The sequence below is a fragment of the Streptomyces sp. URMC 123 genome (assembly GCF_051386515.1).
In the GTDB taxonomy this organism is placed as follows: domain Bacteria; phylum Actinomycetota; class Actinomycetes; order Streptomycetales; family Streptomycetaceae; genus Streptomyces.
The window spans coordinates 1-19,348 of sequence record NZ_JBPQTV010000107.1 but is presented as its reverse complement, the minus strand read 5'-3'; the positions used below and the strand labels follow the sequence as shown (position 1 = coordinate 19,348).

Here is a 19,348-nt window from a genome sequence, read left to right as displayed (position 1 = left end):
CTCGGGCCCTGGTGGTGCGCCTCGGCCGCCGTCTGCCCGCGCCGGAGGCGGCTGGGTATGCTCCCGCCCATGCCCCTCTCCCCGAGCGCCCCCCAGGGGCCGACGCCGCCGCCCCCGAGGCGGCAGCGCGGGGACGCCTGCCCCGGCGCGCTGCGCCTGCACCGGGCGGACGACGGCTCGCTCGCCCGCGTACGCGTACCCGGCGGACTGCTGACGGACCGTCAGGCGCAAGCGCTGGCCGAGCTCGCCGACCGGCTCGGTGACGGCCACCTCGACATCACCTCCCGGGGCAACCTCCAACTCCGCGGCCTGCCGGAGGACGTCGGCGGCGAACTCGGCGACCGGCTGGCCCGCGCGGGACTGCTGCCCTCATACCGCCACGAGCGGGTGCGCAACGTCATCGCCTCGCCGCTGACCGGCCTCGACGGCACCGGCCGGGCCGACGTACGGGACTGGGTGCGCCGCCTCGACGCGCTGCTGTGCGCGAGTCCGGCCGCGGCCGGGCTGTCCGGGCGCTTCCTGTTCGCTCTGGACGACGGCCGGGGCGACGTGGCCGCGCTGGGCGCGGACGTGACCGTGGTCGCCGGCGGCGACGGCACCGCGACCCTCCACGTCGGCGACGCCGGCCCCGGCGGCCCGGGGCTGCGCGTGCCCGAGGCGGACGCCCCGCGCTGCGCCGTCCTGGCGGCCGAGGAGTTCCTCACCCTGGCGGCGGTGGCCGCGAGCGAAACCGACGCGGGCACGGCGTGCGCCGCGGACGGCGCGGGCACGGCGGGCGCCGCTGACGGCGCGGGCCGCACCGGGCGCGGGGCCTCGGGCCGGGTCGCCGGCGCGTGGCGGATACGTGAGCTCCCCGCCCGCCACGCCCTCACCGCCGAGCGGCTGCGCGACCACCTCGCCCGGCACGGCGTCACCGCCGCGTACGGCGACCTCGTGCCCCCGGCGGCCGGCGGCCCGCCAACCCCGGGTGTGGTCGGGGGACCGGACGGCCGGCGCGCCCTGTCGGTGATCGCGCCCCTGGGGCGGCTGACCTCCGCCCAGTGGCGGCTGCTGGCCGCCTGCGCGGCCGACGACGGCGCGGGCGAGCTGCGGGTCACCCCCTGGCGAGGGGTGATCGTGCCGGGCCTGTCGCGTACGTCGGCCCCCGCCCGCCTCGCCGCGCTCGCGGCCGCCGGCCTCGTGACGGACCCGGCGTCACCGTGGCTGGGCGTCAGCGCCTGTACGGGCCGGCCCGGCTGTGGGAAGTCGCTCGCCGATGTGCGGGCGGACGTCACCGAGAGTCTGGCCGGGAGCGCCACGGACCACCGCGCGGCCGGGCCCGTACGGCCGCCCGTGCACTGGTCGGGCTGCGAGCGCCGCTGCGGCCATCCCGGCGGTGGCGCCCCGGACGGCCGCTGGATCGACGTCCTGGCCACCGGGCGCGGCTATCGCGTCACCGCCGTGGGTGCCGCGAGGGGCACCGCCCACGGTGCCGCGCCGCCTGATGAACCGCCCGCCGGCGCGGAGCCGACCGCGCGGCAGTTGACCGCGCATGAGCCGACCGCGCAGGAGCCGGCCGCGCGGGAGTTGACCGCGCGGGAGACGGCCACCGCCATCGCGGCGGCCCGACGCACGATCTGAACGACCACCCGAACGACATGAACGAGGGCACAGTGTTCGACTACGAGAAGGACGGCGCGGCCATCTACCGCCAGTCCTTTGCGACCATCCGCGCCGAGGCCGACCTCGGCGGCCTCCCGCCGGACGTGAGCCAGGTGGCGGTGCGGATGATCCACGCCTGCGGCATGGTCGACCTCGTCCAGGACCTCGTCTACTCGCCCGGCGTGATCGCCTCCGCGCGCGCCGCCCTGCGCGCCGGCGCGCCCATCCTCTGCGACGCCGCCATGGTCGCCAGCGGGGTGACCCGCAAGCGGCTGCCCGCGGACAACGACGTCATCTGCACGCTCTCCGCGCCCGGCGTGCCCGAGCTGGCCGCCCGCATGGGCACCACCCGCAGCGCCGCCGCCCTCGAACTGTGGCGCGACCGCATGGCGGGCGCCGTCGTCGCCGTCGGCAACGCCCCCACCGCGCTGTTCCGCCTGCTGGAGATGATCGAGGAGGGCGCGCCGCGCCCGGCCGCCGTCATCGGCGTGCCCGTCGGCTTCATCGGCGCCGCCGAGTCCAAGGAGGCGCTGGCCGGCCACCCGGCGGGCCTCGACCACCTGGTCGTCCGCGGCCGGCGCGGCGGCAGCGCGATGGCCGCCGCCGCGATCAACGCGATAGCGAGCGAGGAAGAGTGAACGACCAGCACAGCCGGCCCACCGGACGGCTCTACGGCGTGGGCCTCGGCCCGGGGGACCCGTCCCTGATGACCGTACGGGCCGTCGAGGTCATCGCCGCGGCGGACGTCGTCGCCTACCACAGCGCCCGGCACGGCCGGAGCATCGCGCGGTCGATAGCCGAGCGGCACCTGCGCCCCGACCACATCGAGGAGGCGCTGGTCTACCCCCTCACCACGGAGACCACCGACCACCCCGGCGGCTACCGCGGCGCGCTCGACGACTTCTACGAGGAGGCCGCGGCCCGGCTCGCCGCCCACCTCGACGCCGGCCGCACCGTTGCCGTGCTCGCCGAGGGCGACCCGCTCTTCTACGGCTCCTACCAGCACATGCACAAGCGGCTGGCCCACCGCTACCCCACCGAGGTGATCCCCGGCGTCACCTCGGTGAGCGCCGCGGCCGCCCGGCTGGGCACCCCGCTCGTCGAGGCCGACGAGGTGCTGACGATCCTGCCGGGCACCCTGCCCGAGGAGGAGCTCGCGGCGCGCCTGGCCGCCACCGACGCGGCGGTCGTGATGAAGCTCGGCCGCACGTTCCCCACGGTGCGGCGGGCCCTGGAGCGGTCCGAGCGGCTGGCGGAGGCCCGCTACGTGGAGCGCGCCACGATGAGCGGCGAGCGCACCGGCGCGCTGGCGGACACCGACCCCGCGTCGGTCCCGTACTTCTCCGTGGCCGTCGTCCCCAGCCGGATCGCCAACCCGCCCGCGCCGCCGGAGCGCGGCGAGGTCGTGGTCGTCGGCACGGGCCCGGCCGGGCCGCTGTGGCTCACCCCCGAGACGCGCGGCGCCCTCGCCTCCGCCCAGGATCTGGTGGGCTACACCACCTATCTGGACCGCGTACCCGTACGGCCCGGCCAGTGCCGGCACGCCTCCGACAACAAGGTCGAGTCCGAGCGGGCCGAGTTCGCCCTCGAACTCGCCCGGCGCGGACGCCGGGTGGCCGTGGTCTCCGGCGGCGACCCGGGCGTGTTCGCCATGGCCACCGCCGTGCTGGAGGTGGCCTCCGAGGACCCCTACCGCGACGTACCCGTGCGGGTGCTGCCCGGGATGACCGCGGCGCACGCCGCCGCGGCCCGCGCCGGCGCGCCGCTCGGCCACGACTACGCCGTCGTCTCCCTGTCCGACCGGCTCAAGCCGTGGGAGGTCATCGCGGAGCGGCTGCGCGCCGCGGCCGCGGCCGACCTGGTCCTCGCCCTGTACAACCCGGGTTCGCGCAGCCGGGTCTGGCAGGTGGGCAAGGCGCGGGACCTGCTGCTCGAACACCGGGAGCCGGGCACGCCGGTGGTGGTGGCGCGCGACGTGGGCGGACCGGAGGAGTCCGTACGGATCGTCCGGCTCGCCGACCTCGACCCCGGAGAGGTCGACATGCGCACGATCCTGCTGGTCGGCTCGTCGCAGACCCGGGTGGTCCGGCGCGGCGACGACACGGAGATCACCTGGACGCCGCGCCGCTACGGGTGACTCCCGCGCGGCGCGTCGCGGCGCCGCGCCCCCGCGCCAAAGGCCCGGGCAAGTCCCCGGCCTCCGGCCGGGGGGAGGGTGGTCCGCCCCGAAGGGGGCGGGAAAGTGCTTTCCCCGGCCTCGGCCGGGGATGGGCGGTGCTCCGCGCCGAAGGCGCGGGACCCGTGCGCCCGGCCTCTGGCCGGGAGGGGTGCGCACCGCACCAGAGGCGCGGACCTGTTCACCCCGCCCCCGCGGGGCAGGGTGATTCCCCGGTCCCCGGATGGGAGGGGCTGGGCACCCCTCCCAAGGCCCGGCACCCGCTTGCCCGGCCTCCGGCCGGGGATGGGTGGTCGCCGGGTGCACGGTGCCGCCGGGCTCAGCGGGAACGCCGGGGCATGCCGGGACGGGTGGCGCCGTCGGGGGCATCGCCTGGGCACCGGCCGGGGCAGGCTCGGCCGGGGGACGCTCACCGCACGGTGTCCCGCAGCCACCCCAGCGCGGCCGACGGATCGGCCGCCACCCGCACCCCGTCCGGCACCGGCGGCCTCCGCACCACCACCACCGGCAGCCCGGCCTCCCGGGCCGCCGTGAGCTTGGCGGCGGTGGCCTCCCCGCCGCTGTCCTTCGTCACCACCACCTCGATACGGTGGCGGCGCAGCAACTCCGACTCCCCCTCGACCGTGAACGGGCCCCGGTCCAGCAGCACCTCCATGCGCGCCGGACACGGCGGCTCGGGCGCGTCGACCGACCGCATGAGGAACCACAGTTCGTCCAGGCCGGCGAAGGCGGCGAGCCCCATCCGGCCCGTGGTGAGGAACACCCGCCGCCCCAGCGAGGGCAGCAGCTCGGCCGCCGCGGCCAGCGAGCCGACCGAGTGCCAGCGGTCGCCGGGACCGGCCACCCAGCCGGGCCTGCGCAGAGCCAACAAGGGAACATGGGCGGAGGCGGCCGCCCGGGCCGCGTTGAAACTGATCGTCTCGGCGAAGGGATGGGTGGCGTCGATGAGCGCGTCCACGCGGTGCTCCCGCAGCCACCGGGCGAGGCCGTCCGGCCCGCCGAACCCCCCGATCCGCACCTGCCCGGCGGGCAGCCGCGGCGCGGCGACCCGGCCCGCGAGAGAAGTGGTGACGAGCAGCGCGGGGTCGTCGGCGAGCCGCGCCGCCAGCAGCCGCGCCTCGGTCGTGCCGCCGAGGATCAGTACGTGGCGTGGACGCCGTATCGCGCTCATCGGATCTGCCTCCGGGTGGTACGGGCCGAGCGGGATGGCCAGGGGGAGCGGTGGCTGAGCCTACGCAATCGCCTCCGCAGACCGCCGCCGGCGGTCCCAGCGGCAGGGGCGCCCAGCTCGCCCGTACGGGGCTGCGGCACGGCTGGACCACCGGCGCGTGCGCCACGGCCGCCACCACGGCCGCGTACACCGCGCTGCTGCGCGGCGACTTCCCCGACCCCGTGAAGATCACCCTGCCCAAGGGGCAGCGGCCGGCGTTCGCCCTCGCCGCCGAGTCCCTGGGCGCGGGCCGCGCCATGGCCGGCATCGTCAAGGACGCCGGGGACGACCCCGATGTCACCCATGGCGCCCTGATCCGGGCCACGGTGCGGACGCTCCCGGCCGGCTCGGGGGTGGTGTTCCGGGCCGGCCCCGGCGTGGGCACCGTCACCCGCGCCGGGCTGCCCGTGCCGGTCGGCGAACCGGCGATCAACCCGGTGCCCCGGCAGATGATGCGCGACCACGTCGCCGAGGTCGCCGCCCGCCACGGTGGCAGCGGCGACGTCGAGATCGAGATCTCCGTCGACCACGGCGAGGAGATCGCCCGCAGCACGTGGAACCCCCGGCTGGGCATCCTCGGCGGCATCTCCATCCTCGGCACGACCGGCATCGTCGTGCCCTACTCCTGCTCCGCCTGGATCGACAGCATCCGGCGCGGCATCGACGTCGCCCGCGCGGCCGGCCGCACCCATGTGGCGGGCTGCACCGGCTCCACCTCCGAGAAGGTCGCCGTCGCGGAACACGGGCTGCCCGAGGACGCCCTGCTCGACATGGGGGACTTCGCCGGCGCCGTACTGAAGTACCTGCGCCGCCACCCCGTGCCCCGGCTCACCATCGCCGGCGGCTTCGCCAAGCTCTCGAAGCTGGCGGCGGGCCATCTCGACCTGCACTCCTCCCGCTCCCAGGTCGACAAGAACCACCTCGCCGAGCTCGCCCGCCGGGGCGGCGCGGACGACGCCCTGGCGGCGGCCGTCGCCGCGGCCAACACGGGCCTGGAGACGGTCCAGCTGTGCGCGGCCCGTGGCGTCCCCCTCGGCGACCTCGTCGCCGCCGCCGCCCGCGACACCGCCCGCGGCGTCCTGCGCGAGGCCCCCGTCTCCGTCGACGTCATCTGCATCGACCGCGCCGGCACGATCGTCGGCCGCGCCTGACCGCCCTTAGTGCCTGCCCGGCCCGCCCGCCTCGCGAGCGTTACGCGCGGGGCCGGCCGGTGGAGTAGAGGTAGCTGTCCGGGAACTGCTGGGCCGCCAGCGTGCGACCCACCATGATGACGGCGGTCCGTATCACGCCCGCCTCCTTCACCTGGGTGGCGATGTCCGCCAGGGTCCCGCGCAGCACGAGCTCGTCGGGGCGGCTGGCCATGGCCACCACCGCCGCCGGGCAGTCCGCGCCGTAGTGCGGCAGCAACTCCTCCACCACCCGGTCCACGTAGCGGGCCGCGAGGTGCAGCACGAGGAGGGCTCCGCTGCGGCCGAGCGTGGCGAGGTCCTCGCCCTCCGGCATGGGCGTGGCCTGCTGGGCGACGCGCGTGAGGATGACCGTCTGCCCGACCGTCGGCACGGTGAGCTCCCGCTTGAGCGCCGCCGCCGCGGCGGCGAACGCCGGCACGCCCGGCACCACCTCGTACGGCACCCCCGCCGCGTCGAGCCGGCGCATCTGCTCGGCCACGGCGCTGAACACGGCCGGGTCACCGGAGTGCAGCCGGGCCACGTCATGGCCCTCCTCATGCGCCCGTACGAGCTCTTCCGTGATCCGGTCGAGGTCGAGCCGCGCGGTGTCGACGAGCCGGGCGTCCGGCGGGCAGGCGTCGAGGAGTTCGCGCGGCACCAGGCTGCCCGCGTACAGGCAGACCCCGCACGCCGCGAGCGTCCGCTGCCCGCGCACCGTGATCAGGTCGGCGGCGCCGGGGCCGGCACCGATGAAGTACACCGTCATCGTTCTTCTCCTCGCTGCGCGTCGACCGGTTTGACCACGGCCCACTGCGTGACCGGCATGGCCTGCCGCCACCCGGTGAACCCCCCTACGGGGGTGGCGTGTGCGACGGCGAGCCGCACGAGCTCACCGCCGTGCCGGCGGTACCGGTCGGCGAGCAGCGCCTCGGACTCGAGCGTCACCGTGTTGGCGACGAGCCGCCCCCCGGCGGGCAGCGCGGCCCAGCACGCGTCGAGCAGGCCGGGCGCGGTGAGGCCGCCGCCGATGAAGATCGCGTCAGGGGTGGGCAGTCCGGTCAGCGCCTCCGGCGCGGCGCCGGTGACCACGCGCAGCGCGGGCACCCCGAGGGCCTCGGCGTTACGGGCGATGCGCTCGGCCCGTACGGGGTCGCGTTCGACGGTCACCGCCCGGCAACCGCGGTGGGCCCGCATCCACTCGATGGCGATGCTGCCGGAACCGCCGCCGATGTCCCAGAGGAACTCCCCGGGCGCGGGGGCCAGCACGGCGAGCGTCGCCGCGCGCACATGCCGCTTGGTCAGCTGGCCGTCGTGGTCGTACGCCGCGTCGGGCAACCCCGGCACTGCGGACAGCCGCAGCGCGTCCGGGTCTCGCCGGCAGTCCACGGCGATGACGTTGAGCGGGTCGCCCGGCGGGTGTGGCCAGGCGTCGGCCCGGCCGTCGAGGTGGCGCTCGCCCTCACCCCCGAGCTGTTCGAGCACCCGCATCCGGCTGGGACCGAAGCCGCGTTCCCGCAGCAGGGCCGCCACCTCGGCGGGGGTGTGGGCGCCGGCGCTGAGGACGAGGAGCCGCCGCCGGTCGTGAAGCGCGGCCACCAGCCCGGCGGGGGGCCGCCCCACCAGGCTGATCACCTCCGTCTCCTCCACCGCCCAGCCGAGACGGGCGCAGGCGTAGGAGACGGAGGACGGGTGCGGCAGCACCCGCAGCCGGTCCGCGCCCACCAGTTCGGCGAGCGTGCGCCCGATGCCGTGGAAGAGGGGGTCGCCACTGGCCAGTACGGCGACCCGGCGGTGAGCGTGGCGGGCCAGCAGCCCGGGCACGGCGGGTCGCAGGGGCGACGGCCAGGCGACGCGTTCACCGGCGCACTCGGCCGGCAGCAGATCGAGCTGGCGGGGCCCGCCGACGAGGACCTCGGCCTCCAGCAGCGCCGCCCGCGCCTCGGCACTGAGCCCACGCCACCCATCGGCCCCGATCCCCACGACCGCTATGAGCTGCCCGGCCCCTTCTCGGGCCCCGGTCGGGTCGGATGTCACGGTCTCGTTCCTCGAATGTCGACGTCGTGCGGCACCCGAACTCTACTGACCCACTGGTGACGACGATGGCGCGGTCTCGCCGTGCGCGTGAGGCAGGCGCGGTGGTGCCCGCCCGGCAGGAATCGGCGGGGCCACAACGGTGGGCACTCGGCTCGGGGCCAGCACCTGGCTGACAAATGTCATGCCGAGCCGTGGACAGTTGCCCCTGCCGCCCCAGCGCTTCTCCGGCGAGTCTGGACGCGTCCGAGAACGAGACGCGGAACCCGACCTGGAGGACCTCCCCATGAGCACGACCGCCCCCGCCGAGCAGAAGGCCTCCGGTGAGACCGGCCCCACCCCGGCGGCCGGGGCGGCCGATCCCCGTCCCCGTGCTCTGCTCGCGAGCTTCACGCCGCTGATCGTGGACGCGGCCGTGCCCATGGCCTCCTATTACCTGCTCACCAAGGCGTGTGGCATGAGCACCTTGGCGGCCCTCGCGTGGAGCAGTGTGCTGCCCGCGGCCCGTACGGCCTGGGGCATTGTCAAGGAACGTCGGCTCAATGGCCTTGCCGCGCTGATCCTGGTCGTCAATGTGGTCAGTTTGCTGCTCAGTTCCGTCACCGGGGACGTGCGGCTGATGCTCGCCAAGGACAGTGCCGTGAGCAGCGTCATCGGCATCGTGGTGCTGGTCACCGCCTTTGCCGGGCGGCCGCTGATGACCACGGGGCTCAAGCCGTGGGTCACCAAGGGCGAAGCGGAGAAGACCGCCGCCTGGCAGCGCTTGTCGGAGCGGTCCGCCCGGTTCCGGCGGGCCGAGCGGACGTTTTCCATCGTGTGGGGAGCCGCCCTGCTGGGCGAGTGTGTGGTCCGGGTCGTCGGCGCCTACACGCTGCCCGTCGACACCATGGTCTGGCTGGGCAACGTGGTGCTGGGAGTCGCCGTGGTGCTGGCGATCGTCATAGGGGGCCGGTGGGCCGTCGACCCGATGGAGAAGATGGTCGAGGCCGAGGCGGCTGGCGCGGACGCAGCGGGCTCCGTGGGAGCGGGTGCGGCGGGGCGGCTCGGGGGCGCGGCGGCTGTCGTCGTCGAGAGGGCTTGAGCGTCGTCCGTCAGCAGCAACCACCTGCCTCGGCGGCCACGGGGACAGCGGGTCGACTGCCCTCGCCACCGGGCGCCGTCTTCGCACCGGGGCGCTCCGGAGGGCCGATCTCGGTGATGTCGGGGAGCCCCGCGCCACCGCACACCCCGGTCTCCGGCAGCGTCAACTCCACTCGGCCGGCCGCCTCATGGTCCCCGGCGAGCGCGGCGGCCACGCTGCGCACCTGCTCGTAGCCCGTTATGGCGAGGAAGGTGGGGGCTCGTCCATAGCTCTTCATGCCGACCAGATAGACCCCTTCCTCGGCATGGGCCAGCTCGGCGGCGCCATGGGGCGGCACGGTGCCACAGGAGTGGATGTTGGGGTCGATGAGAGGAGCGAGCGCGGCCGGGGCCTGGAGGCGTTCGTCGAGGGAGAGGCGGAGCTCGGTCTCCCAGCTGTGGTCCGGGCGGAAACCGGTCAGGGCGATCACCTCGTCCAAATCTTCGAGGCGACGGCCGTCGTCGGCCACCAGCACCAGCCGGGAGCCGTCCTCTTCGACGGCTTCGACGCGGAAGCCGTGGACTACCTCGATGTGTCCGTCTGCCACGGCCTGGCGGGCCTTGAGGCCGAGCGCGCCGCGCGCCGGAAGCTGATCGTTCTCCCCGCCGCCGAAGGCGCGTTCCACCGTGTCACGCCGCAGAACCCACACGGCACGCGTGCCGGGATCGTTCTTCGCGAGGTCGGCCAGGGCGATCAGTGCGGTGAGGGCGGAGTGGCCGGAGCCCACGACGGCGGTGCGGCGACCGGCATGCCGGGTGCGCGTCGCGGGGTCGGCCATATCGGGGGACAGATAGGAGATCCGGTCGGCGAGGGCCCTCTCGCCGGTGGCCGGCAGGCCGTCCGCGCCGAGGGGATTGGGCGTGGTGAAGGTGCCGGAGGCGTCCACGATCGCGCGCGTGGTCAGCACCGTATCGCTGGGGTCGCCGTGCTCGCCTCGCTCGCTGGAGCCGCTGGAGCCGCTGGAGCCGCCGGAGCCGCCGGAGCGGCGGGTGTGAACGGTGAAGGGCTGGTCCGCACGACCGGAGTCCACGACACGGTCCCGGCCCCGGCGGGCCACGCCGATGACGGTGGTCTCGTAGCGAACGCGGTCGCCGAGCGCGTCGGCGAGCGGCTGGAGATAGAGCTCCGCCCACTCGGCGCCGGTGGGACAGTGCCCGTCCGGTGGTCGCTGCCAGCCGGTGGGCTCCAGCAACCGGGCCGCGGCCGGATCGACCAGCTCGGACCAGGGGGAGAAGAGCCGGACATGGCCCCAGGCCCGTACGGATGACGCGGCGCTCGGCCCCGCTTCGAGAACTGCGGGTTCCAGGCCGCGCTCCACGAGGTGGGCGGCGGCCGCGAGCCCTACGGGGCCCGCGCCGACGACCACGGCGGACAGCGGTTCGCGGGAGGTGGATTCGCTCATCGATCTTCTCCAAGGTCGCGTGTCGCCGGGCCCGCCAGGACCCTGCTTCGATGTTTGTCGATGCGATAAGCCTGGCGCATCGCATCGATGGGTGTCAAGATAGACGCATGTCGAATTCCAACGCTCTGGAGATATCGGGTGCGGCCGCCGAGGGCGCGGTCGGCGGCGCGGCGGCGCGCGGGGCCGAAGAGAGCGGTAAGGCGAAGGCGGCCGGTGCGAGCCGAGGTCCCGGCAAGGGTGGGACCTCGGGGGTCGATGCGACCGCCGAGGCCGAAGGGGTGGTGGAGGCCACCCTCGCGGCGGCGGTCGATGGGGTGATGCCGTGCTGCCCCCCGCTCACCGAGCGGCCTCTCACGGCGGTCGAGGCCGAGCTCACCGCCGCCATGTTCAAGGCGCTCGGTGACCCGGTGCGCCTGCGGCTCTTCTCGCTGATCGCCTCGCACGAGGCCGGGGAGGCGTGTGTCTGCGACATCTCCGACGTGGGCGTTTCCCAGCCCACCGTCTCGCACCACTTGAAGAAGCTGCGCGAAGCGGGGCTCTTGAGCTCCGAGCGACGCGGCACCTGGGTCTACTACCGGGTCGAGCCGTCGGTGCTCGCCGCGATGGGGCAGCTGCTCACCTCCCGCGAATGATCGTGACCGCGGGGCCCTGCGGGCGCGGTCGGGTGCTCGGCCGCCCGCGTGCGCGTGCGGAAGCGTGCGCGTGCGGAAAAGCCGTGCCGTAGGCGTCGGGCCGCGCCCGGCGCCGTAGCGCTGCCGGGCGCCGCCTCAGCTCGCGCAGCGCTCGGTGATCAGGACAGCCAGGCCGTCCAGAATGCGGTGGAGGCCGAACTCCAGCGCCTGGTCCTGCCCGCCGGAGTGGTGCGCCGAGGTCAACGCGGCGGTCAGCGCGGGGTAGCGCTCGCCGTGCTCCCGCATCAACTCGCCGAGCGCGGCCGCGAGCTGCTTCTCGGGGGCGCCCATCGGTCGTGCCGCGCGGGCCTGCTGGGCGATGCCACGCACATGGCCCGTCAACAGCACGACGGCGTCCATTCGCTCGCTGCCCGTGAGCCCCGTGCCGTCCAGTGCCGCCAGCGCCTGTTCCATCCAGGCCAGTTCCTTGGGGCCCATGACGCGCGGGCCGACGGTGGCGTCCAGGAGCCATGGATGCCGATCGAAGACGGTGACCAGCCGATGGGTCCAGTCGCGGAGCTCCCGCCGCCAGTCCCGCACCGTCTCCTGCTGTGGGGGCTCGCCGATCGCCGTCTCCACCATCAACGCGACCAGCTCCGCTTTCCCCGGCACGTAGCGGTAGAGCGACATCTTGGTGAAGTCGAGCAGGCCGGCAACTCGCTGCATGGACACGGCGGGCAGGCCCTCCGCATCGGCGATCTCGACCCCCGCCCGCGCGATGCGATCCAGGCTCAGCGCGGGCTTGGGGCCGCGTGAGGGCTTGGGGCGCGGTCCCCAGAGCAGCTGCACTGCCTCGCTCCGACCACCGCCAACACTCTCGTGCTCACCACCGCTCACTCATTCACTCCTGTCGGCCCTTGCGTGGATCTCGAAACTGCGTCTACCGTACACATCAGAAATAAGTGTCCGTCGGACACAGTTCGTTCGCACGTCACGGGGGAGTGGTGTACGTGAGCAAGAGTGTTCTCATCTCGGGCGCGAGCATCGCCGGCCCGGCACTGGCCTACTGGTTGGGGCGTTACGGGTTCGCCCCCACGGTGGTCGAGCTGGCGCCGGAGTTGCGCGGCGGGGGCCAGGCCGTCGACTTCCGCGGTACGACGCACCTGACCGTGCTGGAGCGCATGGGCGTCCTGGACGAGCTGCGCGCCATCCAGACCGGTGGCAGCCCGATCCGCTTCGTCGACGAATGCGGCCGCCCCTTGCTGCGCCTGCCTGGCGAGCTCAGTGGAGGCGATGTGGAGGTGCTCCGCGGCGACCTGGCGCGGGTGCTGTACGAGCACAGCCTTCCGTACACCGAGTACGTCTTCGGCGACACGATCACCGGCCTCCACGAGACCGACGCCGGTGTGGAGGTGCGCTTCCGGCACCGCGCACCGCGCGTCTTCGACCTCGTGATCGGCGCGGACGGACTGCACTCCACCGTGCGCCGGCTCGCGTTCGGCCCGGAGGAGCGGTACGTACGCCATCTCGGCCACTACGCCGCCACCTGGACGCTGCCCAACCACCTCGGGGTGGGGCGGGAAGCGCTGGCGTACAACGCGCCGGGCCGGTTCGCCTCCGTCGGCGGTGATCACCGGGACGCCGCTCGGGCCGGAGCCTTCTTCGTCTTCGCCTCCCCTCCGCTCTCCTACGACCGCCATGACACCGAGGAGCAGAAGGCGCTGATAGCCGGGGCGTTCGCCGGCCTCGGCTGGGAGGTGCCGCGCCTCCTCGAATTCCTCCGACAGGCGCCGGAGGTGTACTTCGACGCGATCAGCCGAGTGGACGTCGATCGCTGGTCCACGGGCCGGATAGGCCTCGTCGGCGACGCGGCCTGTGGTGCCACCCTCGGCGGCATGGGCACCGGCACCGCCGTGGTGGCCGCCTATGTGCTCGCCGGCGAGCTGGCCATGGAGCTGACCGGCCGCGGCCCTGAAAGGGGCGGGCCGCGGCCGCACCCAACCGGCGGGCCCTCCCGAACCGGTGAGCCCTCCCCGGCTAGCGGGGACCACCATGCGGGAGGAGATCACCGCGCGGCCTTCGTCCGGTACGAGAGCAGGCTGCGCGGTTACGCCCAGGGCTGCCAGAAGGGCGGGGATCGCACTGCGAAGTTCCTCGCCCCCGCCACCTCGACGGGGCAGCGCATACGCAACGGGCTGCTGAACCGACGGCTCGTCCTCGACTGGATGCTCGCGGCGGGCAAGAAGGCCACCGACTCCCTCGATCTGCCGCACTACGAGGCACTGCTGGGCCGGCCCAGGCAGCCGTACCGGACGGACAGGAGGGAGCTGATAGCAGGACAGAGCTCATAGTCCGGGTTGCGGGGCAGGTTGGTCACCGTCCCCGCTCCTGCCCCCGCCCGCGGATGCCCGCCCCGCCCGCGGACGCTCCGCCGCGGACGGGGTCTCCTCGCCGCCCAGCGGCGGGACGGGCCGCCCGGCCCTCAGCTCCAGCTCGCCGCGTCGGCCACCTGCTTCGTCGTGACATTGACACGGTTGAAGAAGTTGGTCAGCCCTATCCAGAGCACGAGGCTCGCCAGCTGCTGCTCGTCGAAGTGCCGGGCGGCCTCGTCCCAGACCGCGTCCGGTACCGGGTCGGACCGGTCGGCCAGCCGGGTGGCGTACTCGGACAACGCCAGCGCGGCCCGCTCCGCGTCCGTGAAGTACGGCGTGTCACGCCAAGCGGCCACCGCGAACAGCCGCTCATCGCTCTGACCGGCCTTCTTGGCGTTGCGCACACCGATATCGACGCAGTAGCCACACCCATTGATCTGGCTCACCCGCAGATGGACCAGTTCAAGCGTCGACTCGGGCACACCGCCCTTCTTCGCGGCCTTGACCACACCGAGGATCGCGGGCATGGCCTCGGGGATGATCAGGGCGGGGTTCCGCATACGTCCCTGCATAACGGGTGCTCCTCAGTCGTGCCGACTGTCACATCGGCGGTGATTCGTTCGTCACCGCACTGACGGATCGCGACAAAGGAATGTGACCGATGGACGAGAACGATTTCCTGGCCGAGCGCTTCGAGGCTCACCGCGCCCATCTGCGGGCAGTGGCCTATCGGATGCTCGGCTCGCTCGCCGAGGCGGACGACGCCGTGCAGGAGGCGTGGTTGCGGCTCCACCGCTCGGACACCAGGGAGATCGGGAACCTGGGCGGGTGGCTGACGACCGTCGTCGGACGGATCTGCCTGGACATGCTGCGGTCGCGCACCTCGCGCGGAGAGGAGCCGCTGGACATACGGGTGCCGGACCCGGTCGTGAGCGGCATGGACGGCGTCGACCCCGAGCACCAAGTGCTGCTGGCCGACTCGATCGGTCTCGCGCTGCTCGTGGTGCTGGAGACACTCGCCCCTGCTGAACGCCTCGCCTTCGTCCTGCACGACATGTTCGCCGTGCCCTTCGACGAGATCGCTCCCATGGTCGACCGGACGCCGGCCGCGGCACGACAGCTCGCCAGCCGGGCCCGCCGCCGGGTGCGGGGCGCGACCACCGCCCCGGACCCGGACCTGACCCGTCAACGAGAGGTGGTCGACGCCTACCTCGCGGCGGCGCGCGGCGGCGACTTCGACGCGCTGGTCGAGGTGCTCCACCCGGACGTCGTGGTGCGCTCCGACGGCGGTGCCTCGCGTCCCGGGACCCTGGTCCGCGGGGCGACGGCCGTGGCCGGCCGGGCGATCGCCTTCGCGCGGTACGCGGAGGTGGCGCGGCTGGCATTGATCAACGGGGCCGTGGGCGTCGTCGCGGCCGCGGGGGGCCGGCCGCTGTCGGTCATGGCGTTCACGATCGCCGACGGAAGGGTGGTGGAGCTCAATGTCCTCGCCGACCCCGAGCGCCTTGCCCGGCTGGACCTGGCGGTCATCGACGCGGGAGCGTGAGCTTGGGCGGCGTCCAGGACTTGCTCGGTGGCCAGGACCCGGGCGCCGGCCACGGCTCGGGCACCGGCCCGGGCTGGGCCACCGGCCACGGCTCGGGCTCGGCCCGCGGGCCGGCCGGCTATCGGGCCACGAACTGCGTGAGGATGGCCTGCACTTCGTAGATGTCGACGCCCTTGGTGAAGGTCTTCTGAATGGGGGCGGGAGTGCCGGAGATCCAGATTTTGAGTTCGGCGTCGAGATCGAAGGTGCCGGCGGTCTCCACCGCGAAGTGGGTGATGCTCTTGTAGGGGATGGAGTGGTACTCGACCTTCTTGCCGGTGAGCCCCTGCTTGTCGATGAGGACGAGCCGGCGGTCGGTGAAAAGGATGGTGTCCCGGATCAACAGATACGCGGCGTGCACCCGCTCGTCGTGCCCCAGCAGCCGCGCGTAGTCCTGCTGCGCCGCCACCGGATCGATCGTGTGCGCATTGCCGAACAAAGCCATGACAAACCCCCTCATTGATGTCACACGATTTTCGCACGGCGCGTCCGGCGGGCCCATGGCTTCCCCGACAGGCATCTGCGTTCAGGAGGTGTGTGAAGCGAACGGGGGAGGCGCCGCCGGGGGATAGGCAGCACGCTCAATCGGCTGGAAGAACGCCGAATGCGGTGGACAGCCCTCGCCGTCCGGCGTCGGTGAGGTGGACGACGCGCGGGGCCGAGCCGTAGCGGAGCCAGTTCAGGTCGAAGAAGCGCTGGGTCAGTGCGGACCCCAGGGCCCCTGCGAGGTGGTGACGTTGCTCGCTCCAGTCGACGCAGTAGCGGACGGCAGGGCGACGGGCGGACAGGAGCTGGTCGACGTCGATGCCGAACGCCTCGAACCGCTCACGTCCCGGAGCGGTCATGCGGTACTCCAGCGCCCTGCCGTACGACGCGGGGCGATCGGTGCCGTGCGCGCCCGCCGTCCCCCCGACGCGCCGAGTCAGCCAGTCCTGGCGGACGAGGGATCGCATGAGGGCCACCCCCACGACGCCGGCCAGATGGTCGTAGCAGGTACGGGCGCGGCGGAGTGCCTTGGCGCGGCTGCTCGCGCGCAGCGAGGTGACGGGCTCGTCCGTGGCGGGGGCGATGACGGCCAGGGCCTCCAGGGCGGTGGTGATCTCGGGGCCGGCCAGGCGGTAGTAGCGGTGGCGGCCGACATCCTCGACGACGACCAGGCCGGCCTCGGTCAGTCGGCCGAGGTGGACGCTGGCGGTGGCCGGACTGACGCCCGCTTCTTCGGCGAGCACACTCGCCGCCAAGCGCCGCCCGTCGGACAGGGCCTTGAGCATCCGGGCCCGCGAGGCACTGGCGATCAACTGCGCCGCGCGGGCGATGTCGGGCTCATGGTTCGGCTGTTCCACCCGAGCGAACCTACCAACACACTTGGGCGAGCAACTAAGCGTTGCGGTTCGAGAATCGCCACCATGAGCGTGAGCAGGACGAACACGGCCGCCGCCAACACCGCACACACCGCCAGCACCGCGGACACCGCCACCACGGGCACGGGCACGGACACGGGCACCGCCAAGGCGCCGCCCGGGGCGGGCCGGGCCGGAGAAGCTCGGACCGCCGGCGACGGGCCGCTGGCCTGGCCGCCCCTCGTCGCGCTGAGCCTGGGGTATTTCCTGGTGATGCTCGACGTCACCGTCGTCACGGTCGCCGTTCCCACGATCAGGGACGCACTGGCGGCCGGTACGTCCGCGATGGCCTGGGTCGTCGACGGTTACAGCACGGCCTTCGCAGGTCTTCTGCTGCTCGGCGGCAGCCTGGGCGACCGCCTCGGGCACCGCCGCGTGTTCCTGACCGGTCTCGGCGTCTTCACCATCGCGTCCCTGGGGTGCGGGGCCGCCACGACGCCCGGCTTCCTGATCGCAGCCCGGCTGCTCCAGGGTGCCGGCGGGGCGCTGATGGTGCCCACGTCGCTCGCGCTGTTGGCCGCCGCGTATCCCGGCAGGGCGGCCCGGGCCAAGGCTCTGGGTGTATGGGGCGGCGTCGCGGGTGTCGCCTTCGCCGCAGGACCGCTGGTCGGCGGGCTGCTGGTGGCCGGCCTGGACTGGCGGGCCGCGTTCTGGCTGAACGTCCCGGTGGCGGTCCTCGCCGCGTGGCTGACCAGGAAGCATGTGCCGGTGTCGGTGGTGCGCCCCGATGCTCCCGGCCCGGGCCACGGCCCGTATCCCGACCCGTACCCCGGCCCGTACCGGCGCCCGAAGCGCGGCCGGAGCTGGGCCCGTAACCGGAGCTGGGCCCGTATCTGGAACCGGGCCCGGAACCGGAGCCGGGGGCTCGACCTCACCGGACAAATCCTGGGCATCGTCGCCCTCACCGCGCTCGCCGGCGCCCTCAACGAGGCCGGAGCCCGTGGCTGGACCTCGCCCCTCGTCCTCGGCACCCTCGGCGCGGCCGGGGCCGCCCTCCTGCTGTTCGTCCGGCACGAGCGACGCCTCGAGACCAGGGCCGGCGGGGATGCCAACCCCCTTCTCCCACCGTCGCTCTTCCAGTCCCCCGCCTTCTCCTCGGCCGCCGCCATCGGCGTACTGCTCAACCTCGGCTACTACGGAATGCTCTACGCGTCGACGCTTTACTTCCGCACCGAACGCGGTTACGACGCGCTCGCCACCGGCATCGCGCTGCTGCCCACCGTGTGCATGGCCGTCGTGGCCGCCCCCCTGTCCGGGCGCCTCACCGCGCGCTACGGCCCCAGGCTGCCGATGACCTGCGCGCTGCTGCTGGGCGCGGTGGGCTTCCTCGGCTGGCTGCTCGCCGGCCCGGAAACCCCGTACGGGGTGCTGCTGTTCGCCCTGATCGCCACGGGTCTGGCCACCCCCACCACCGTTCCGGCCGCCACCGCGTCCATCGTTCAGGCGGCCCCGAACCACCGAGCCGGGGTGGCATCGGCCGTCTTCAACGTGGCCCGGCAGACCGGTAACTCCCTCGGGGTCGCCCTGTTCAGCACCCTCATCGCGACCTCGACGAACCTTGTCGCCGGATTCCACGCGGCGGCCGTCATAGCGGCGGCGGCGTTCTTCACCGGGGCCCTGCTGGCCGCGACGTCCTGACGCCCGCCCTCGCCCGTACCGTGGACCTCGCCCGTACCGTGGATCTCTCCCGTACCGCGGTCGTCTCCGGCACCGTGGTCCTCCCCCGTACCGCAGTTGAGGAGCAGTGATGTTCGACCTCATCGTCATCGTCCGGGTCAACGAGCCCGGTGACATCGGGCCGGTCGGTGGCGCCCTGGCCCGTATGCGCCCGATGTGTCTCGCCGAGGACGGCTGCGTCAGCTGGGAGGCGTACCACTCGCAGGACGACCCGGGCCGCTTCGTCCTCGTCGAGCGGTGGGCGAGCCGCGCCCACTGGGAGGCGCACGGGGAGGGCAGGGCCATCCAGGAGGTGTACGTGCCGGAGATCCTGCCGCGCGTCGAACGCGAGGTGCACCCCAGCACCCCGGTGAGCCTGTCGACACCCGCGGACGCGGCCCTGTCCGCGGCTCTGTCCGCGCCCGTGTCCGGCCCCCGCCCGCCGCTGCGGGGGGCCGGCGAACGGCATCACCTTCCGCGTAGCCACGGAACGTCTTGATGTCGGTGAGCGGCGGGCGAATAGAATCGGCTCTCATGTCGAAGCCTGACGAGTTGCTCGTTGACATCGCTGCCAAGGTCGAGTCCGAACAGAGCAATCAGATGTCCCTCACCGTGGTCACAGGAGGGACTGTCATCACGGGCCGGCTGGCTCCCGAAGCGGTGTGGCGGCAGCGCGTGTCGGAGGTTCTGGCGGACTCGCCCCGCCTGGACGACTTCGCCGGCGCCTTCGGCCCGTCGGCACCGAAGGACGGCCCGCCGACCCATCTGCACTTCCACGTCGCCCGCATCCTGCAGGGCACGGTGGGAATCCCGGAGACGGGCGGGATGTACCGCGTCTCGATCGAGGACGTCAGCGCCTGGACCGTGGGCGACTTCAGCTACACCGACCACTGACCGCCGCCACGGCGACCAGCGGCCCCCAGTCCACCGCCGGGCCCGACCGGCCGGAGCCGAGGTGCTGCATCGGGAACGAGG

General features: G+C 73.8%; 19 protein-coding genes. 11 read left to right on the top strand and 8 right to left on the bottom strand.

The features are described from left to right. Positions 1–69: 69 nt before the first annotated feature. From cobG to ACSNOD_RS15095, 3 genes are read left to right on the top strand one after another with little or no spacing between them, the layout of a single operon-like run. Positions 70–1,620 carry a precorrin-3B synthase gene (gene cobG, locus ACSNOD_RS15105; RefSeq protein ID WP_436767427.1) on the top strand — a complete coding sequence of 517 codons (1,551 nt, stop codon included), beginning with the start codon at positions 70–72 and terminating at the stop codon, positions 1,618–1,620. A 32-nt stretch (positions 1,621–1,652) separates the two neighbouring features. Then, positions 1,653–2,279 (top strand): precorrin-8X methylmutase, encoded by a 627-nt coding sequence (locus tag ACSNOD_RS15100; RefSeq protein ID WP_436767430.1) that lies wholly within the window; start codon positions 1,653–1,655, stop codon positions 2,277–2,279. After that, positions 2,276–3,778, top strand: a complete 1,503-nt coding sequence (locus ACSNOD_RS15095) for a precorrin-2 C(20)-methyltransferase (protein WP_436767426.1) — start codon at positions 2,276–2,278, stop codon at positions 3,776–3,778. The genes ACSNOD_RS15100 and ACSNOD_RS15095 overlap by 4 nt, the downstream gene beginning before the upstream one ends. A gap of 448 nt (positions 3,779–4,226) precedes the next feature. On the opposite strand, the gene ACSNOD_RS15090 is transcribed toward ACSNOD_RS15095, so the two are convergent. Further along, a complete protein-coding gene (locus tag ACSNOD_RS15090) occupies positions 4,227–4,988 on the bottom strand; it encodes a cobalt-precorrin-6A reductase (protein WP_436767425.1) in 762 nt (253 codons plus the stop codon). Between the two features lie 50 nt (positions 4,989–5,038). On the opposite strand from ACSNOD_RS15090, the gene ACSNOD_RS15085 reads away from it, so the two are divergent. Further along, entirely contained in the window at positions 5,039–6,178 is a 1,140-nt protein-coding gene (locus tag ACSNOD_RS15085; RefSeq protein ID WP_436767424.1) for a cobalt-precorrin-5B (C(1))-methyltransferase, read from the top strand. A gap of 40 nt (positions 6,179–6,218) precedes the next feature. On the opposite strand, the gene cobM is transcribed toward ACSNOD_RS15085, so the two are convergent. Continuing rightward, complete coding sequence (gene cobM, locus ACSNOD_RS15080) at positions 6,219–6,962, bottom strand: precorrin-4 C(11)-methyltransferase (protein WP_436767423.1); 744 nt, start codon at positions 6,960–6,962, stop codon at positions 6,219–6,221. Further along, entirely contained in the window at positions 6,959–8,230 is a 1,272-nt protein-coding gene (cbiE, locus tag ACSNOD_RS15075; RefSeq protein WP_436767422.1) for a precorrin-6y C5,15-methyltransferase (decarboxylating) subunit CbiE, read from the bottom strand. Before cbiE ends, cobM begins: the two co-directional genes overlap by 4 nt. 283 nt (positions 8,231–8,513) lie before the next feature. On the opposite strand from cbiE, the gene ACSNOD_RS15070 reads away from it, so the two are divergent. Further along, a complete protein-coding gene (locus tag ACSNOD_RS15070; protein ID WP_436767421.1) occupies positions 8,514–9,308 on the top strand; it encodes a VC0807 family protein in 795 nt (264 codons plus the stop codon). 10 nt (positions 9,309–9,318) lie between these two features. On the opposite strand, the gene ACSNOD_RS15065 is transcribed toward ACSNOD_RS15070, so the two are convergent. Then, positions 9,319–10,749: an FAD-dependent oxidoreductase gene (locus ACSNOD_RS15065; protein WP_436767420.1), complete on the bottom strand. Its 1,431-nt coding sequence runs from the start codon at positions 10,747–10,749 to the stop codon at positions 9,319–9,321. Between the two features lie 317 nt (positions 10,750–11,066). Here ACSNOD_RS15065 and ACSNOD_RS15060 point away from each other — a divergent pair, with 317 nt between their 5' ends. After that, complete coding sequence (locus ACSNOD_RS15060; RefSeq protein ID WP_436767429.1) at positions 11,067–11,381, top strand: ArsR/SmtB family transcription factor; 315 nt, start codon at positions 11,067–11,069, stop codon at positions 11,379–11,381. A 135-nt stretch (positions 11,382–11,516) separates the two neighbouring features. Here the strand turns inward: ACSNOD_RS15060 and ACSNOD_RS15055 are convergent, their stop codons facing one another. After that, positions 11,517–12,203 carry a TetR/AcrR family transcriptional regulator gene (locus ACSNOD_RS15055; RefSeq protein WP_436767428.1) on the bottom strand — a complete coding sequence of 229 codons (687 nt, stop codon included), beginning with the start codon at positions 12,201–12,203 and terminating at the stop codon, positions 11,517–11,519. Positions 12,204–12,370: 167 nt separating this feature from the next. Here ACSNOD_RS15055 and ACSNOD_RS15050 point away from each other — a divergent pair, with 167 nt between their 5' ends. Continuing rightward, positions 12,371–13,711: an FAD-dependent monooxygenase gene (locus tag ACSNOD_RS15050; protein ID WP_436767419.1), complete on the top strand. Its 1,341-nt coding sequence runs from the start codon at positions 12,371–12,373 to the stop codon at positions 13,709–13,711. Between the two features lie 131 nt (positions 13,712–13,842). On the opposite strand, the gene ACSNOD_RS15045 is transcribed toward ACSNOD_RS15050, so the two are convergent. Beyond that, positions 13,843–14,304: a carboxymuconolactone decarboxylase family protein gene (locus ACSNOD_RS15045; RefSeq protein ID WP_436767418.1), complete on the bottom strand. Its 462-nt coding sequence runs from the start codon at positions 14,302–14,304 to the stop codon at positions 13,843–13,845. Between the two features lie 89 nt (positions 14,305–14,393). On the opposite strand from ACSNOD_RS15045, the gene sigJ reads away from it, so the two are divergent. Beyond that, on the top strand, positions 14,394–15,278 hold the full coding sequence (gene sigJ / locus ACSNOD_RS15040) for an RNA polymerase sigma factor SigJ (protein ID WP_436767417.1): 885 nt from the start codon (positions 14,394–14,396) through the stop codon (positions 15,276–15,278). Between the two features lie 118 nt (positions 15,279–15,396). Here the strand turns inward: sigJ and ACSNOD_RS15035 are convergent, their stop codons facing one another. Continuing rightward, positions 15,397–15,762 carry a PH domain-containing protein gene (locus ACSNOD_RS15035; protein WP_436767416.1) on the bottom strand — a complete coding sequence of 122 codons (366 nt, stop codon included), beginning with the start codon at positions 15,760–15,762 and terminating at the stop codon, positions 15,397–15,399. Positions 15,763–15,898: 136 nt separating this feature from the next. Beyond that, the gene (locus ACSNOD_RS15030) at positions 15,899–16,660 is read right to left on the bottom strand and encodes an ArsR/SmtB family transcription factor (protein WP_436767415.1); all 762 of its coding nucleotides are present in this window, start codon (positions 16,658–16,660) and stop codon (positions 15,899–15,901) included. A 63-nt stretch (positions 16,661–16,723) separates the two neighbouring features. On the opposite strand from ACSNOD_RS15030, the gene ACSNOD_RS15025 reads away from it, so the two are divergent. From ACSNOD_RS15025 to ACSNOD_RS15015, 3 genes are all read left to right on the top strand, one after another. After that, positions 16,724–18,355: an MFS transporter gene (locus ACSNOD_RS15025; RefSeq protein WP_436767414.1), complete on the top strand. Its 1,632-nt coding sequence runs from the start codon at positions 16,724–16,726 to the stop codon at positions 18,353–18,355. 109 nt (positions 18,356–18,464) lie between these two features. Beyond that, positions 18,465–18,872 (top strand): putative quinol monooxygenase, encoded by a 408-nt coding sequence (locus ACSNOD_RS15020; protein WP_436767413.1) that lies wholly within the window; start codon positions 18,465–18,467, stop codon positions 18,870–18,872. Positions 18,873–18,907: 35 nt separating this feature from the next. Further along, entirely contained in the window at positions 18,908–19,267 is a 360-nt protein-coding gene (locus ACSNOD_RS15015) for a hypothetical protein (RefSeq protein WP_436767412.1), read from the top strand. Positions 19,268–19,348: the final 81 nt, after the last annotated feature.

Excerpts from the sequence above, each read along its gene's own strand:
- cobG (WP_436767427.1), top strand. The coding sequence starts at position 70 with ATGCCCCTCTCCCCGAGCGCCCCCCAGGGGCCGACGCCGCCGCCCCCG.
- ACSNOD_RS15090 (WP_436767425.1), bottom strand. The coding sequence starts at position 4,988 with ATGAGCGCGATACGGCGTCCACGCCACGTACTGATCCTCGGCGGCACG.
- cobM (WP_436767423.1), bottom strand. The coding sequence starts at position 6,962 with ATGACGGTGTACTTCATCGGTGCCGGCCCCGGCGCCGCCGACCTGATC.
- ACSNOD_RS15070 (WP_436767421.1), top strand. The coding sequence starts at position 8,514 with ATGAGCACGACCGCCCCCGCCGAGCAGAAGGCCTCCGGTGAGACCGGC.
- ACSNOD_RS15065 (WP_436767420.1), bottom strand. The coding sequence starts at position 10,749 with ATGAGCGAATCCACCTCCCGCGAACCGCTGTCCGCCGTGGTCGTCGGC.
- ACSNOD_RS15060 (WP_436767429.1), top strand. The coding sequence starts at position 11,067 with ATGCCGTGCTGCCCCCCGCTCACCGAGCGGCCTCTCACGGCGGTCGAG.
- ACSNOD_RS15045 (WP_436767418.1), bottom strand. The coding sequence starts at position 14,304 with ATGCAGGGACGTATGCGGAACCCCGCCCTGATCATCCCCGAGGCCATG.
- sigJ (WP_436767417.1), top strand. The coding sequence starts at position 14,394 with ATGGACGAGAACGATTTCCTGGCCGAGCGCTTCGAGGCTCACCGCGCC.
- ACSNOD_RS15035 (WP_436767416.1), bottom strand. The coding sequence starts at position 15,762 with ATGGCTTTGTTCGGCAATGCGCACACGATCGATCCGGTGGCGGCGCAG.
- ACSNOD_RS15025 (WP_436767414.1), top strand. The coding sequence starts at position 16,724 with ATGAGCGTGAGCAGGACGAACACGGCCGCCGCCAACACCGCACACACC.
- ACSNOD_RS15020 (WP_436767413.1), top strand. The coding sequence starts at position 18,465 with ATGTTCGACCTCATCGTCATCGTCCGGGTCAACGAGCCCGGTGACATC.
- ACSNOD_RS15015 (WP_436767412.1), top strand. The coding sequence starts at position 18,908 with ATGTCGAAGCCTGACGAGTTGCTCGTTGACATCGCTGCCAAGGTCGAG.